Here is a 14,643-nt window from a genome sequence, read left to right on the forward strand (position 1 = left end):
CCACAGCAAAAGCTGATGGCTTGAGCGAGGCATCATCCTTCCTTGAACCTTAATAAAACAGCCGCTGTTCGCAGCGGCCTATCCAGACATAGAAGAAACGACCGTGACCATTGAAAAGCCACCCGCCACATCAGCGCCCATCGTCGAGATGAAAGACGTGCGCCGAATGTTCGGCGATACGGCAGCTATCAACGGCGTTTCGCTTTCCGTCGCGCGCGGCGAAATTCTCGGCATCATCGGTCGCAGCGGCGCGGGCAAGTCCACGCTGATCCGTTGCGTCAACGGCCTTGAAAAGCCGGATGCCGGTTCGATCCTGATCGAAGGTCGCGAAATCACTGGTCTTGGCGAAGACGCACTGCGCCCCTTGCGCCGCCGCATCGGCATGGTGTTCCAGCATTTCAATCTGCTTTCGGCCAAGACGGTTGCGGAAAACATCGCTTTGCCGCTGAAGATCGCGGGCAAGCCGAAGGCCGAACGCGCCAGGCGTGTTGCGGAACTTCTGGAACTGGTTGGCCTTTCCGACAAGGCAAAGCATTACCCAGCCCAGCTTTCCGGTGGTCAGAAACAGCGCGTCGGCATTGCCCGCGCCCTTGCTGCCGAACCGGCTGTGCTGCTTTCGGACGAAGCGACATCCGCGCTCGACCCGGAAACCACGCAGTCCATTCTCGCGCTGCTGAAAGACATCAACACCAAGCTCGGCCTTACCATCCTGCTCATCACGCATGAGATGGAAGTCATCCGCCGCATTGCCGACCGCGTCATCGTGCTCGACCACGGCGCTATCGCCGAGGAAGGTCCGGTCTGGAAAGTCTTTGCCAATCCGCAATCGCCCGTCACGCAAAGCATGTTGCAGGTGCTGACGCCGGAACTGCCTGCCGTCTGGCGCGACCAGCTGGAAAAATCCGGCGCCCTCGCCGTGCTGAAGGTAAAGCTGTCAGGCGCAGCCGCAAAAGGCGCTTTCTTCAACGATGTTTCCGCTGCCACCGGCGTGGCACCGCAGCTGATCCACGGCAGCATGGATACGATCCAGGGTGAGCCGGTCGGCACGCTCTTCATCGGCCTGCCCGCTGAGGACAAGGCGAAACTCGACGCCGCAATCACCTATCTCAACACCCATGCAGACGCCACGGAGGTACTCGGCTATGTCTCAGGCGATGCTTGATCTTCTCTGGCGCTCCTTCTGGGAGACCATCATCATGACCGGCTTTTCGAGCCTGATCTCGCTCGTCGTCGGTCTGCCGCTTGCCCTCATCATGATCCTGACTGAACGGGGTGGCCTCGCACAGAACCTGACGCTGAACACGATCCTCGGCGCCATCATCAATGGCTTCCGCTCGGTTCCGTTCATCATTCTGCTGGTGGCGCTCATTCCCGTCACGCGCTTCATCGTCGGCACGTCCATCGGCACATGGGCCTCCATCGTGCCGCTTTCCATTGCCGCTATTCCCTATTATGCGCGTATTGCGGAAGTGTCGTTGCGTGAAGTGGACCACGGCCTCATCGAAGCCGCGCGCTCCATGGGTGCAAACCGCTGGACCATCGTGCGCGAAGTGCTGGTTCCGGAAGCCCTGCCGGGCATCATCGCGGGCTTCACGGTCACGATCATCACTCTGGTCGGCGCATCGGCAATGGCGGGCGCCATCGGTGCTGGCGGTCTCGGCGATCTTGCCATTCGCTATGGCTATCAGCGCTTTGAGACGCAGATCATGATCGCAGTCGTGATCATCCTCATCATCATGGTTTGCGGCATCCAGTGGATCGGCGACCGGCTGGTGAGCCGTCTGGACAAGCGCAACCTGCGCGCCTGACCCTTTACTGGTCCGTTTATCTTTTCCTCTCGCGGAAACCCGCTTCCAGCGTGTTTCCGTCGGGATCGAAGACCAGTGCCGCGTAATAGCCCATCTCTTCCGGTCCCTGATAGCCCGGGCCGCCGCTATCCCTGCCGCCTGCCTTCAGCGCGGCCTCATGAAACGCCTCCACCGCCTCGCGGCTTCCGGCTGTAAACATCAGGTGCAGGCGGTCGCCGGGCTTGTCCTCGCCAGCGCCTGCACCATCGTGGCTGCCATGGATCCACAGAAACGGAACCGGCGCCCGCTCTCCCCCGCTGACGAAGAAACCGCTGCCTGATCGGGCAATGACCTCCAGGCCAAGTTCAGGCATGCAGCTTTCGTAAAAGGAAAGGCTGCGATTGACGTTACGGGCTTTGAAACCGATGTGATCGAAGAGCGACATAAGATTCAATATATCGCGGCCAACTATAAAGAAAAGCGGCGCTTTCGATTTTGGAAAACGCCGCTATCACTCTTCAATTCTTGATAATATCGAAGGTTATCCGCGTGTGCGGGCCAGACCGTCTTTTGCAGGCTGGTATTTCGGATCAAGCTGTACCGCGCGCGAATAGGAATTCGCAGCCTTGGCCTTGTCGCCATTGTGCTCGTAGACAAGCGCCTGATTGGCCCAGCTTTCCGCAATATTCTGATCGAGCGTAATGGCTGTGTTGAAATCATCGAAGGCATTGTCGTAGTCGCCGAGCGCCACATAGGAAATGCCGCGACCGTTATAAGGTTCCGGTGCCGTGGAATTGAGCGAAATTGCCTTGGAGAAATCCTCGATGGCCTGCTTGTGCTGGCCCTTGGCCTGATAGATCAGGCCGCGATTATGGTAAGCGCGACCGTCGGTGGTCTGCAGGGCAATAGCCTGATTGAAGTCGCTGAGCGCCTGATCAAGACGACCAGCCTGACGATAGACATTGCCGCGCCCGATATAGGCAGCGTCATATTGCGAATTAAGCTGGATGGCCTTGCTGTAATCCTGCACGGCCTTGGTGCTGTCGCCCATATAGCGATAGACCAGCGCGCGATTGGCATAGGCCTGATAGAAATTCGGGTTGAGCGCTATTGCCTGATCGAAATCGCGCAGCGCTTCCTTGTAGCGCCCGGACTTGCCATAGGCGGAACCACGCACATTGTAGCCTTCCGGATCGCGCGGATTGCTCTGGATCACGCTTGTCAGCGAACTGATGTTCTCGCTCGACCCCTGCGCCTTATCGACAGTGCTGAGTGCGGTGGTTGTGGAGCTTTGGCAGCCGGCAACGGTCAAAGCCAGAAGTGCGGCGGCAATGAGAAGGCCGTTTCGACCTGTTCCAGACGATTGCATCATCTTCAAGCGCGTGGGCAACGACTGCATTCCTTTCAGCTCGCATAGGGGCGCAAGGCCCTTCTGCCTCTTTTCCATCCCGTGCCAGCCCGGTTTCCGGAGCTAATTCATGCCGGGCTATTCTGTCTGTTACGGTATTATACTGGTCTCAACCAGCAGATAAAAACAGCAAAAAGGCGGCATGTTCTTAAGCTTGGCTTGCCTTCGGATAACCCGCCTGACAGTTGAATATCCTAATTATTTGTTTTTACACATAATGGCGTGCAAGAAGTCCAGAAACTTTTCGTAACGCTGCATTAAAAATAGAGGCTCGAAGTTATGAAAATACATCTAGTGGTCTGATTCCGACGTTTGAAACGGGATTAATGTCGGACGGGTATCAAACGTCAAATTCAATCCACTAGCCGACATAAAATCGCTTCACACTGCGCGGGAAACAACCTCAAATATCTGAAGTCAAAACGTGCAAAATCCGGCGCAAGCTGAAGCCAGCACCGGAAAGCAAAAAAGGCGCTGTCCAGCAGCGCCTGTTTTCAAGGTCGATCAGCGAGCGCCCGGACGGCCGCCGATGAGGCCTTCACGCTGAGCGCGCTTACGGGCCAGCTTGCGTGCACGACGAACGGCTTCTGCCTTTTCGCGAGCGCGCTTTTCGGACGGCTTTTCATAGTGGCCGCGCATCTTCATTTCGCGGAAGATACCTTCGCGCTGCATCTTTTTCTTGAGAGCGCGGAGAGCCTGATCAACATTATTATCGCGGACGAGTACCTGCACGTGTATTCCCGTATCGGTTAGAATTTCGGTTAAGCCTGAGGCCGTTAGGGGGTCTTTTAACGATTTCAGCCGGTCTGACCGGCCGAGCAACGCCCAAAGGCTCCCAAGCTTCGCAACGGATACGCTGCAAATTGGTCGTGGCTAATACCAGAAAGAGCCTAGCCTGTCCACCTCAAGATGCAACTTTGCCCACCGGCTTGCGTGAAATACCGGCTTGCACACGAATTACTATGGCCGCAACCGCGCGAATAGGCTAAGCGGCACGCGTTTCCCGCATAATTCGGCCTCAATAGCTATGCATAGCATTTTGCCAGCAAACCGATAATGCCTCCTCTCAATTTATCCGATTCTCCTGATGCCCCTCCGCAAACGACTCGTTATCCAGTTCACAGGCTATGAAGGTCTGCACCCGAAAGCCGTCCGCGTGCGCCACGCGCAGGCCCTGAAGGATTTCGACCGCCTGTGGAAGGCAAAGACCAAGCTTCCGCCCATGACCGAGGAGCCTGACGATTGCGGCACGACCACTGCCGTCACCGTGGGCAATGGCTGGCAGACGGAAACCGAATTCTGCCAGTTCGGCACTGCGGATATTTTTGACGATTACGCCGCGCGCTCCACACCGAAGCGGATGCTGACCGGCTTTCACGCATTCCTGAACATCCTCTTCACCGGAACGCTGTGGCGCTATCTGACGACGAGCTGGCGCTTTGTCCTGTTTTTCCTGTGGCCATTTCTGCTGTCGCTGGCGATTCTGGCTATCGCAGCCTTGCTCGCTTTCACACCGATGGCAGCAGGCCTTTCCGCGCTGCATCTTCTGTGGTCGGTTCCACTTGCCGCCGTCCTCGCAACCCTGCTCGTGCGCAAACCCGGCGACCGGTTTTTCATGTCCTATCTGCTCGACGACTGGTCTGCGGCCTATGATCGTATCCACGGGCGCAACGAGAAGCTCAACCAGCGGCGCAAGGCTTTTGCGGAAGCCCTGAAGCAGAAGATCGAAGCCAGCAATGCTGATGAGGTCATCATCGTTGCGCATAGTCTTGGCACGGTTCCGGCAGTGGAGGCGCTTGCCGACCTGCAGCGTGTGCGTCCCGATCTTCTGGCAAAACAGCCCGTGTCGCTGCTCGCCATCGGCTCATGCCTGATGATGATCGCTCTCCATCCCAAGGCGAAATCATTGCGCGAGGACGTGCGCGTAGTGATCGAGGAAAGCCCGGTCCTGTGGTCGGAATTCCAGGTGCTGACCGACATTATCCACTTCTACGGCTCGGACCCGGCCAAGGTTCTGAAGCTAGAGACCACCAACCCGCCGCTTATCAACCGCATCCGCTTCAAGAACGTGCACAGCGAAAACCGCTACAAGCGGTCGAAGGGCAATTTCTTCCTGATGCATCTGCTTTACATGCGCGGGGCGGAGAAGAAGAACTTCTACGATTTCGGCATGTTCCTGCACGGCCCGTTCTTCTTCCGCGATCTGATGACCGAACACAAAGGAAAAGCCGCCCCTCTCGATGAAGAAGGACGGCTTCCAGTTCGGCATAGCGAAGCGGCTTGAACTGCTTAAGCCTCCGGCGGCTCCACGACGGCAATCGTCAGCCAGGTGGCCGTCAGCGCAGGCTTCAGCGAGTTTTCGATTTCCAGCGTCACATCATAATGATTGACCACGCGACCTGACGGGCGGATATCCGCATCCGCCAGCTTGAAGCGGGCGCGCACGCGGGCGCCGGTCTTGACTGGCGACATGAAGCGCAGCTTGTCGAAGCCGTAATTGATGCCCATCGTAGCACCTTCCAGCATCGGAAGCGCTTCGTAAGCCAGCGTAGAGAGTAGCGACAGCGTCAGGAAGCCATGCGCGATGGTGCCGCCAAACGGCGTTTCCTTGGCGGCGCGTTCCGGGTCGACATGGATGAACTGATGATCGTCGGTCGCATCTGCGAACTGGTTGATCATTTCCTGCGTGACTTCGCGCCACTCGGAACATCCGACTTCCGTGCCGATTGCCTCGCGCAACTGGTCGAGCGTGATTGCGTCTTTCATTCGCTGGCTATTCCTGCTGATGTGATTTGCCTTGTGTTTAACCCATAAAACTCAGGCGGCAACCAGAATTTCCCGTGCTATATCATCCCAGTGCGAGAAAACCCGATGCGCGCCCCTGCCTGTCAATTTTTCGGCGTGTCCGGTATAAGTATGTCCGCCGCCCGTATAGCCGAATGCCGTCATGCCTGCCGCGATAGCGCCTTCGACACCGAAGGGAGAATCCTCGATCACCACGCAACGCGCCGGATCGATGCCCATCTTGTCGGCTGCAAACAGGAACAGGTCTGGCGCCGGCTTGCCGCGCTTGACCATGCTGGACGAGTAAACGGCATCGCCGAAATAATGGCTGATGCCGGTCTTTTCCAGGCTGAATGCGATACGCTCCGGCTGCGACGACGATGCCACGCAACGCTTTTGCGGCAGATCGCGCAGGAAATTGGCAATGCCGATGGTTGGCTGCAGAGCCTCCGCGAACAGGATTTTCGTCTCGGGCCAGAATTGGCTCGTGGCCTCCTCCGGCAGACGGTGCCCGGTCATGTCCTCGATCATCTTCATGATATCGGCCTGCTTCATGCCGATGCCCTTGGCGACCGTTCCTTCCGGCAGCTTCATGCCGTGATTGGCATAGACCTGCTCGAAAGCCAGACAGGAAAGCGGCTCGCTATCGACAAGAACGCCGTCACAGTCGAAGATCACGAGATCGAAAGGGGATACGCTGCTCATTTTGGCTCCAGTGGCCCACTAAAGGGATGCATATTTTGTCGCGCAGTTTGGGGATGCGCGTCTGTCAGTGTTGATATAGAGACTGTTCATCCAATACGCATCTATAACAACATAAGCGTGACAAAATTACCGCGAAGAAGCGGCCTTGAAGTTTTGCGGAGAGTTTCATGACGACAAATGTGGCACTGGTAGGACTGGCGCGCGATCTCGCAGCGCGAGCGGAAACCGGCAAGCCGATCCGCATCGGTCTGATTGGCGCTGGCGAAATGGGCACCGACATCGTCACGCAGGTGGCGCGGATGCAGGGCATCGAAGTCGGCGCTCTTTCTGCCCGCAGACTGCCCAACACTTTCAAAGCTGTCCGCACCGCCTATGGCGACGAGGAAAACGCGCGAGAAGCCCGCACAGAATCCGCAATGACCAGCGCCATCGAAAACGGCAAGATCGCCGTCACCGATGACAATGACCTGATCCTTTCCAATCCGCTGCTCGATGTCATCATCGATGCGACCGGCATTCCGGAAGTGGGTGCCGAGACCGGCATCAAGGCCATCCAGAATGGCAAGCATCTCGTCATGATGAACGTCGAGGCGGATGTCACAATCGGGCCCTACCTCAAGGCCGAGGCCGACAGGCAGGGCGTGATCTATTCCCTTGGCGCGGGCGACGAGCCGTCATCCTGCATGGAACTGATCGAGTTCGTTTCCGCCATGGGGCACAAGGTCGTGGCCGCTGGCAAGGGCAAGAACAATCCGCTCAATTTCGACGCGATCCCAGACGATTATCAGGAAGAAGCCGACCGCCGGAATATGAATGTCCGCCTGCTGGTGGAATTCGTCGATGGTTCCAAAACGATGGTTGAAATGGCGGCCATCGCCAACGCCACCGGGCTTGTGCCCGACATTGCGGGCATGCATGGCCCCAAGGCAGCCATTGACGAGCTGAACCGCACTTTGATTCCGAAGGAAGACGGCGGCGTGCTCAACAAATCGGGCGTGGTCGATTATTCCATCGGGCGCGGCGTATCGCCGGGCGTTTTCGTGATTGCCAAGATGGAGCATCCCCGCCTGGTCGAGCGCCTGGAAGACCTGAAGATGGGCAAAGGCCCCTACTTCACCTTCCATCGGCCTTTCCACCTCACCTCGCTGGAAGTACCGCTCACCGTGGCGCGCGTCGTGCTGCACGGCAAGACCGATATGGTGCCGCTGCCAAAGCCTGTGGCGGAAGTCTGCGCCGTCGCCAAGAAGGATTTGCGTCCGGGCGATCATCTGGATGCCATCGGGCAATATTGCTACCGCTCGTGGATCATGACGACGCCTGAAGCGCGTGCGGCTAAGGCCATCCCCTGCGGCCTGCTCCAGAACGGCACGGTCATCGCCCCGATCAGGAAGGGCGAACTCATCACCTATGCCAATGCGGCACCGCAGCCGGGCTCCAAGATCGCCGAACTGCGCGCGTTGCAGGACAAGATGATCTACGGCTGAAGCCCGATCGAAAACTCAAACAAAAAGGCGGCTCGAAGCCGCCTTTTTGTTTTCCAACCGGGCACCCCGGCCTTATGAGATTCGGGGAAATGGCGTGCCGAAAATGGTGAGGTTCGAGAACCGGAGCGGAGGGTACTTAACGTACATGAGCACCGGAAGCGCAGAACCGCGCCATTTGCAGGCCGCCAGAACCCGAATATCGAAGGCCTAGTGATCGAGGGCCTTCACAATACTCTCCACCATCTTCTTCGCATCGGCGAAGAGCATCATGGTGTTGTCGCGGAAGAACAGTTCGTTTTCCACGCCCGCATAGCCAGAGCCCATGCCGCGCTTGATGAACAGAACCGTGCCAGCCTTGTCGACATCGAGGATCGGCATGCCGAAGATCGGTGACTTCGGATCGGTCTTCGCAGCCGGATTGGTGACGTCGTTCGCGCCGATCACGAAAGCCACATCGGCCTGCGCGAATTCCGAATTGATGTCTTCCAGCTCGAACACTTCATCGTAAGGCACGTTGGCCTCGGCCAGAAGCACGTTCATATGGCCCGGCATACGACCGGCCACCGGATGGATGGCATATTTGACTTCCACGCCTTCGGCCTTCAGCTTGTCAGCCATTTCGCGCAGCGCGTGCTGCGCCTGCGCCACAGCCATGCCATAGCCCGGCACGATGATGACCTTGGAAGCGTTCTTCATGATGAAGGCCGCATCGTCGGCAGAACCCTGCTTGACCGGGCGCTGTTCGACCTCGCCAGCCGGACCGCCGGACGTATCGCCGCCAAAGCCGCCGAGAATGACCGAGATGAACGAACGGTTCATGCCCTTACACATGATGTAGGACAGGATCGCGCCCGAAGAGCCGACCAGCGCGCCGGTGATGATCAGCGCCAGATTGCCGAGCGTGAAGCCGATGCCTGCCGCTGCCCAGCCCGAATAGGAATTGAGCATGGAGACCACGACCGGCATGTCTGCGCCGCCGATTGGCACGATGATCAGCACGCCGAACACCAGCGACAGAAGCACGATCAGCCAGAACACGAAATGGCTTTCGGTGTTCACCAGCACAACAACCAGCAACACGATGGCTGCGGCCAGAGCGGCGTTGATGACATGACGTCCCGGCAGCATGATCGGCTTGCCCGACATGCGACCGTCAAGCTTGAGGAAGGCGATGATCGAGCCTGTGAAGGTGATTGCGCCGATGGCCACGCCCAGCGACATTTCGATCAGCGCCTGACCGTGGATCTGGCCCACTTCGCCGATACCGAAGGAATGCGGCGAGTAAATTGCGGCCGCGGCCACCAGAACGGCGGCAAGGCCGATCAACGAGTGGAACGCGGCAACAAGCTGCGGCATGGCCGTCATGGCGATGCGGCGGGCAATAACGGCACCGATACCGCCACCGATGGCAATACCGATGACGATCAGGACCAGACCGCCGAAGCTTGGACGCGCCAGCAGAAGCGTGGTGACGATGGAGATCGCCATACCGATCATGCCGTACATATTGCCCTGACGGCTGGTTGTCGGATGCGACAGGCCGCGCAGTGCCAGAATGAACAGCACGCCGGAAACGAGATAAAGGAAGGCTGCGAGATTAACGCTCATAATGGTTCAGCCTCACTTTTCTTTTTTCTTGTACATGGCGAGCATGCGCTGGGTGACCAGGAAGCCGCCAAAAATGTTGACGCTCGCCAGAATGAGCGCAATGAAACCGAAGCCGGTTGCCCAGCCCGAAAGCGAAAGACCGACGGCCAGAAGTGCGCCCACCACGATCACCGATGAAATGGCGTTGGTAACGGCCATCAGCGGGGTGTGCAGCGCAGGCGTGACCGACCACACCACGTAATAGCCGACGAAAATCGACAGGATGAAAATCGCAAAGCGGAACACGAACGGATCGATTGCGCCGCCCGATGCGGCATGCGCGGCAGCCGTCGCAGCATCGCCCAGACCACCGGCGTTTTCCGCGGCCTGACGCACGGCGTCCACAGCCTGATTAAGGCCCTCAAGGGCTTTGTCGAGATTTGTATCGGCCATTATGCCTCTCCTCCATCAACTGGAGACTTGGGGGAAGACGTCGTCTTCGGCGCCTTTGCAGGTGCGTTTTTCGCAGGCTTGGCAGCCGCCTTCGGCACCGCTGCCTTTGCTGCCGGTTTTTCCGCTTTCGGTTTCGGCGCGGCTTTTGGCTTGGCAGCCTTTTCAACAACAGCCGGAGCCGGTGCTGTCTCAGCCTTGGCGAACGCCGGATGCAAGATCTTGCCCTGATGGGTCAGAAGCGTAGCCTTGACCAGCTCTTCTTCCGGGTCGATTTTCAGGACCTTGGCTTCCTTGTCGACCAGCGTTTCGACGAAGGCGATCAGGTTGCGTGCATAAAGCTGCGATGCGCTCGCGGCGATGCGGCCCGACACATTGAGGTGACCGACGATCCTGACACCGTTCACGTCAGTGATCTGACCCGCAACTGCGCCTTCGACATTGCCGCCGCGCTCGACCGCGAGATCAACCAGCACGGAACCCGGACGCATGGAAGCAACCATTTCCTTGGAAACCAGACGCGGCGCCGGACGCCCCGGAATGAGCGCCGTTGTGATGACGATATCCTGCTTGGCGATATGGTCGGCAACAAGTGCGGCCTGCTTCGCCTGATATTCCTTCGACATTTCCTTGGCGTAGCCGCCGGAGGTTTCCGCAGCCTTGAACTCTTCGTCCTCAACGGCGATGAACTTCGCGCCGAGCGAAGCGACCTGCTCCTTGGCGGCGGGGCGAACGTCGGTTGCCGTCACGACAGCACCGAGACGGCGCGCCGTTGCAATGGCCTGAAGACCGGCAACGCCTGCCCCCATAACGAACACCTTGGCGGCAGGCACGGTGCCCGCTGCCGTCATCATCATCGGCATGGCGCGGTCATAGACTTCCGCCGCATCGATCACCGCCTGATAACCGGCGAGATTGGCCTGCGACGACAAGACGTCCATCACCTGCGCACGGGTGATGCGCGGCATGAACTCCATCGTGAAAGCCGAAATTCCGGCCTTGGCGAGTGCCGCCACGGCGTCTTCATGGCCGTAGGGATCAAGCATGGCGAAGAGCGCTGCGCCCGATTTATACCCTTTGAGTTCCGCGTCCGTCGGACGCCGCACCTTGAGCACCACATCCGCCGTTTTGGCATCCGCCACTGTGCCGATGCGGGCACCGGCTGCCGTAAACTCGGCATCGGGAATGCGCGATTTCTCGCCAGCGCCTTTTTCCACCACAACGTCGAAACCGAGCGCGATGAACTTCTTCACCGTCTCCGCCGACGCAGCAACGCGGGTCTCGCTGGGGTCACTCTCTTTCGGGATAAATAACGTCTGGGCCAAGCTGGTTTCCCTTTCGTGGCGTTCTTCCGGGGTTCCCCCGGTCAGGCGGCATTACGGGCTTCCGGGAAGAAGCCCTTTTAGAGCGCGTTTCGAACTGATTGAATCAGATCGACACGCGCTCTAACTATTGTTTTGTAACGCGCATCTGGTCCGAAAACCGTTTCACACTTTTCGGGATGCGCTCTAAAAATGAACTACAGACATGCATAAACCCTCGGCACGGTACCCCATGCCAAGGCATTCGATCAAATCGTGCGGGTTAATCCCGGTTCAGCACCAAAGCTGCATCGTGCGCCACCGGTTGGTCTCCATCCGGCAGCGAAAGGATGCGCTAGAGGATGAACCAGGCAGCGACACAAACTAGAATGAAAAGAACGGTCGCGGAGAAGAAACCACCAGCAAAAAAGCCGAACGCCATGGCAATCATAAGGGCGACGAGCGCCACCGTGCCCCATTTAACCAGGCCCGTGAAACCGGCATAAGTTTTCTCATGCTCGGAATAATCCATCGGTGCGCCAAGTTCAGCCGGAGCCGTCGTATGATGTTCTGCCATTTTAGTTCCACCCATTCAGAATTTCCGCCCGTACACCGTCATGTTAAGCGAAAATAACTGCAATCTTCAATGCGCGACCGAACAAACCGATGCTTTGACAGCAAGGCTTTTCGTCGCACTACCCTCTCTCCGCAGAAGCGGTTCCGCAATCTTCGTAAAGCGAAACCACCCCTCTGGCTACATTTAATTGTTTAATATCCGGCGATGTTTTTAGATTCTTATACGCCGAGGCCAGTATATTTCGCCGTCGGCAAAATCGTCAGCGGCACGGAACTGCTGCGCATGTCACCAAACATCGCATGGCGTTCATGCGGCTGCGACTTGAAAAACGGAAAGCGCACCGCCACCGCATCGCGAATATTGCGGATAGGTGCGGAACCAAGCCCGACCCTGATTCCATAGCCTTCATGTTCGCGCGCATCGGCCATGACAGAGGTGCCGAATATGCGCTTATAGAACGCCATATGTTCCGGTTTCACCGAGGCAAGACATTGATCTGCCGCGAAAAATTCGGATGCCATCGCCGCAATGCGCAGCGTGATATAGGGAATGGCCGGGTATTCGCTCAATAGCTCGGGATCGGCGGCAAAACGGGTCGGATCAACAAAATGCATACCGCTATTGAGCAGCGGATCAAGAATATCCGGGAACAGTGCATAGCTCGTGCCGCGACGATGATCGGGCGTAATGTGATGGATGCGCAGCGTGCTGACCAATTGCCCGTCCACATACACGCCATAGACGAAGGCATGGCTATCGCGGTCGATATCATCAACGATAGACGGCACTTCCGCCTCATGCATGACATTGCGCGTCCGGTAGGAACGGTAACGCAGACGGCCGATTTCCTCGAGGTCCTCCGCATGGACGATGCGGCGATATTCCACCCGGTCGAGAAACTGCAACAGCTGTCGCGCGAAATTGGACAATGGCGGTTTATCGCCTGTAACAGCTGTATTCGTCATGCAATCGATTTTCCGCACCCCACAAATCAGTGCGCAGAATATGCGCCTTTATCAGCGTGTAAAGATATAACTTTTTGCACTGCCTTTTTATTGCCCCACAAAAAACACTCCTTCGCCACAATTGGATTGTGCTTTTACACGTGACGAACGCGATAAAAATGCAAAATGGCCCCATCAGGGGCCATTTCACGAATTTGCCTTGATTTGAAAACGGGCCTTCAAAGCGCGTTGGCGATAGCCTGAAACGCATACATCGTTTCGTCCTTCATATCCTGCCCGTCGACATTGTAATTGGAATATGCCGAGGTCTTGGCAATGACGACACCTTTGGCAGGATTGACATAGATGAACTGCCCATAGATGCCAACGGCACTATAGTCGCCTTGCCAGTCAACCGGCGTCCACCACTGATAGCCATAACCGAACGGAATCTTGCCCAGTGCATCCTTGCGACCGGGCATCAGATAAGGCGCATCCGGCGTTACCGAATCGTGCACCCATTGCGCCGGCACAAGCTGCTCGCCCTTGAAGTTGCGACCCTCATTGAGATAGAGCAGGCCGAAACGTGCATAATCGCGAAGAACGGCGTTCATACCGGCCCCGGCAGCAGCTTCACCGGTGGGATCCACCGCCCAGTAGACATCGGCTTCCGCGCCAAGCTTTGACCAGAGTTTGTCTTTCAAATAATCCTGAAAACGAACACCAGTCGCGCCTTCCAGAACCAGCCCGAGCACTTGCGTATCCGCCGACACATAGTGGCTGAGCGTTCCCTGGGGGCGTTCATTTTTCAGATGCGCGGTGAAATTTGTGATCGAGCCAGTCAGAAGCTCGACAGCATACCGAACGATATCGGAATTGAGATCACCATAGTTCTCGTTAAATCCGATGCCAGACGCCATCTGCAGCACGTTCTTGACCGTCACGCCCTTGTATCCGCCCTCGGCCAGCACCGGTGCATAGCGGTCGACCGGCTGGTTGATATCGATCAGACCGTCCCGAACGGCATTGCCGACAAGGAAGGAAACGACAGATTTCGACATGGAGAATGCGATGCTCTGGGTGGCCTCGGTATTGCCGTGATCATATTCCTCGTGGACGATCACGCCGTCTTTCAGAACAATGAAACCGGTCGTGCCGCCGCGCTTCAGCCAGTCGGAAATCTTGCGGGTCTCACCCTTGTAGACAAAAGTCTCCGGCAAGGGCCGCTCTTCTTTCGCCAACTGGCTGACTTCGCCCTCATGCGGGATGCGCACCGATGGATAGCGCCTGTAAACATTGCGGAAGTTTTCAAAAATTTCCGGCCCCTTGAACATCTGGGCATATTGATAGACCGCCCAGCTTTCGTGGATTTTCGTCCAGAAGACCGCAGTACCAACACCGGCAAGAACAACAAGCCCGATCAGTCCATATAAAGCATAGCGAAAAAATCGTTTCATCGCCTCCCCTTTAAATATTAAAATTGAATTTGATAGACATTTTATAAGCAAATAACGAAATACTTATATACATCCTCCTAAGACATTAAGAGCATGATACGTGCATCTCAAAAAATCCCAATTATTATATTTATATTCAAATTCCTGTGATTTACACGA

General features: G+C 57.1%; 15 protein-coding genes. 4 read left to right on the forward strand and 11 right to left on the reverse strand.

Annotated elements, in window-relative coordinates:
* Positions 1-103: 103 nt before the first annotated feature.
* Together LJ361_RS19290 and LJ361_RS19295 are read left to right on the forward strand one after the other, a co-directional pair.
* Positions 104-1,162, forward strand: coding sequence for a methionine ABC transporter ATP-binding protein (locus LJ361_RS19290; RefSeq protein WP_010659462.1), 1,059 nt, complete (start codon positions 104-106; stop codon positions 1,160-1,162).
* Complete coding sequence (locus tag LJ361_RS19295) at positions 1,143-1,808, forward strand: methionine ABC transporter permease (protein ID WP_010659461.1); 666 nt, start codon at positions 1,143-1,145, stop codon at positions 1,806-1,808. The genes LJ361_RS19290 and LJ361_RS19295 overlap by 20 nt, the downstream gene beginning before the upstream one ends.
* 16 nt (positions 1,809-1,824) lie before the next feature.
* On the opposite strand, the gene LJ361_RS19300 is transcribed toward LJ361_RS19295, so the two are convergent.
* The 3 genes from LJ361_RS19300 to rpsU all read right to left on the reverse strand — a co-directional run bounded on the left by LJ361_RS19300 (position 1,825) and on the right by rpsU (position 3,927).
* Positions 1,825-2,232, reverse strand: a complete 408-nt coding sequence (locus LJ361_RS19300; RefSeq protein ID WP_010659460.1) for a VOC family protein — start codon at positions 2,230-2,232, stop codon at positions 1,825-1,827.
* A 96-nt stretch (positions 2,233-2,328) separates the two neighbouring features.
* Positions 2,329-3,186 (reverse strand): tetratricopeptide repeat protein, encoded by an 858-nt coding sequence (locus tag LJ361_RS19305; protein WP_010659459.1) that lies wholly within the window; start codon positions 3,184-3,186, stop codon positions 2,329-2,331.
* A 513-nt stretch (positions 3,187-3,699) separates the two neighbouring features.
* The gene (gene rpsU / locus LJ361_RS19310) at positions 3,700-3,927 is read right to left on the reverse strand and encodes a 30S ribosomal protein S21 (protein ID WP_010659458.1); all 228 of its coding nucleotides are present in this window, start codon (positions 3,925-3,927) and stop codon (positions 3,700-3,702) included.
* Between the two features lie 355 nt (positions 3,928-4,282).
* Between rpsU and LJ361_RS19315 the strand changes: the two genes are divergently transcribed.
* Positions 4,283-5,479 carry an alpha/beta hydrolase gene (locus tag LJ361_RS19315; RefSeq protein WP_010659457.1) on the forward strand — a complete coding sequence of 399 codons (1,197 nt, stop codon included), beginning with the start codon at positions 4,283-4,285 and terminating at the stop codon, positions 5,477-5,479.
* Between the two features lie 5 nt (positions 5,480-5,484).
* Here the strand turns inward: LJ361_RS19315 and LJ361_RS19320 are convergent, their stop codons facing one another.
* Together LJ361_RS19320 and LJ361_RS19325 are read right to left on the reverse strand one after the other, a co-directional pair.
* Positions 5,485-5,961, reverse strand: a complete 477-nt coding sequence (locus LJ361_RS19320; RefSeq protein ID WP_010659456.1) for a MaoC family dehydratase — start codon at positions 5,959-5,961, stop codon at positions 5,485-5,487.
* 51 nt (positions 5,962-6,012) lie between these two features.
* Positions 6,013-6,684 (reverse strand): HAD family hydrolase, encoded by a 672-nt coding sequence (locus LJ361_RS19325; protein ID WP_012091465.1) that lies wholly within the window; start codon positions 6,682-6,684, stop codon positions 6,013-6,015.
* Between the two features lie 167 nt (positions 6,685-6,851).
* On the opposite strand from LJ361_RS19325, the gene LJ361_RS19330 reads away from it, so the two are divergent.
* Entirely contained in the window at positions 6,852-8,168 is a 1,317-nt protein-coding gene (locus LJ361_RS19330) for a 1-deoxy-D-ribulose 5-phosphate reductoisomerase (protein WP_010659454.1), read from the forward strand.
* Between the two features lie 207 nt (positions 8,169-8,375).
* On the opposite strand, the gene LJ361_RS19335 is transcribed toward LJ361_RS19330, so the two are convergent.
* The 6 genes from LJ361_RS19335 to LJ361_RS19360 all read right to left on the reverse strand — a co-directional run bounded on the left by LJ361_RS19335 (position 8,376) and on the right by LJ361_RS19360 (position 14,484).
* On the reverse strand, positions 8,376-9,776 hold the full coding sequence (locus LJ361_RS19335) for an NAD(P)(+) transhydrogenase (Re/Si-specific) subunit beta (protein WP_010659453.1): 1,401 nt from the start codon (positions 9,774-9,776) through the stop codon (positions 8,376-8,378).
* Positions 9,777-9,788: 12 nt separating this feature from the next.
* Positions 9,789-10,208 carry a proton-translocating transhydrogenase family protein gene (locus tag LJ361_RS19340; RefSeq protein ID WP_010659452.1) on the reverse strand — a complete coding sequence of 140 codons (420 nt, stop codon included), beginning with the start codon at positions 10,206-10,208 and terminating at the stop codon, positions 9,789-9,791.
* A complete protein-coding gene (locus LJ361_RS19345; protein WP_151576227.1) occupies positions 10,208-11,530 on the reverse strand; it encodes a Re/Si-specific NAD(P)(+) transhydrogenase subunit alpha in 1,323 nt (440 codons plus the stop codon). Before LJ361_RS19345 ends, LJ361_RS19340 begins: the two co-directional genes overlap by 1 nt.
* A gap of 331 nt (positions 11,531-11,861) precedes the next feature.
* Positions 11,862-12,083 (reverse strand): aa3-type cytochrome c oxidase subunit IV, encoded by a 222-nt coding sequence (locus LJ361_RS19350; protein ID WP_010659450.1) that lies wholly within the window; start codon positions 12,081-12,083, stop codon positions 11,862-11,864.
* Positions 12,084-12,301: 218 nt separating this feature from the next.
* Positions 12,302-13,048 carry an N-acyl amino acid synthase FeeM domain-containing protein gene (locus LJ361_RS19355; RefSeq protein ID WP_010659449.1) on the reverse strand — a complete coding sequence of 249 codons (747 nt, stop codon included), beginning with the start codon at positions 13,046-13,048 and terminating at the stop codon, positions 12,302-12,304.
* A gap of 218 nt (positions 13,049-13,266) precedes the next feature.
* Positions 13,267-14,484 carry a serine hydrolase domain-containing protein gene (locus LJ361_RS19360; RefSeq protein WP_010659448.1) on the reverse strand — a complete coding sequence of 406 codons (1,218 nt, stop codon included), beginning with the start codon at positions 14,482-14,484 and terminating at the stop codon, positions 13,267-13,269.
* Between the last annotated feature and the right edge of the window lie 159 nt (positions 14,485-14,643).

Origin of the sequence: Brucella sp. JSBI001 (genome assembly GCF_026014005.1) — a bacterium.
Lineage (GTDB): Bacteria > Pseudomonadota > Alphaproteobacteria > Rhizobiales > Rhizobiaceae > Brucella > Brucella anthropi.